Genomic DNA, 793 nt, shown 5'->3' with positions numbered 1-793 from the left:
CCCACGTGTATGCGTCCCAGCGAACGAAGTGAGTGGCTTAATTTTTTTGTTATGTGCCATTACTAAAGACAATCTCCGTTTGCGCAGCTAGTAATTAAAACTATAAGCCAAATCGCCACCAGAGTTAGAAAAAGATACGTGCTAACAACTAAAATTTTAAAAACCTTGCTTGGATACCGTATTTTAGAAAGCGATACCACGCCAATAGAGGGTAGAAAGAAGGCAAGAATACCGTTTGCTACGTTTGCTCCCAACCAAAACTGCGTTTGGATAACGAGCCAGGAGCCAATTAACGGAACCGAAACGGCTATAGCAAAAAATTTTAAGTTTCTTACTTCCATTTATTTTTCAATTTCCATTGGCATATAACGCCTAACTAAGAGGCAAATAATGGTTGGCTAAAATAGGCGACGAAGGAGCAAATAGCCGACTGTTATTTGTCCTTTTGAGTGACTTGTTATGTTGATTTACGCTGGTGTAAATTTTGATAAATCAAAGCCATTTGTGTTAATAAATTCAGTTAATGTTCTTATACAATCAAAGTTATGAATTTCATCTTTTAAATAAGTAGACTCATCATGAAAGCTCCCCACAGGGTAAACTTCCCAAGTTAAAACATACTTATTTTCATGCTTCCAAACACTCACCTCAATTTGATTAGTATCTTGAAGAAACGAAAATTCATTGGTCTTGCCTGAATCTAAACTCTTTAGAAAACCTTGCTCAGTCATAGATGATCAACATAACTTTTCAATAACGGGCGCAGACACGTGGGGCATAATGGCGAAGCCGC

General features: G+C 37.6%; 1 protein-coding gene. It reads right to left on the bottom strand.

The features are described from left to right. Nucleotides 1–467: 467 nt before the first annotated feature. Nucleotides 468–731, bottom strand: a complete 264-nt coding sequence (locus tag KL866_RS19185; protein ID WP_214996536.1) for a hypothetical protein — start codon at nt 729–731, stop codon at nt 468–470. Between the last annotated feature and the right edge of the window lie 62 nt (nt 732–793).

Origin of the sequence: Alteromonas sp. ALT199 (genome assembly GCF_018619335.1) — a bacterium.
GTDB lineage: Bacteria > Pseudomonadota > Gammaproteobacteria > Enterobacterales > Alteromonadaceae > Alteromonas.
This window is presented reverse-complemented; position numbering and strand designations above follow the sequence as displayed.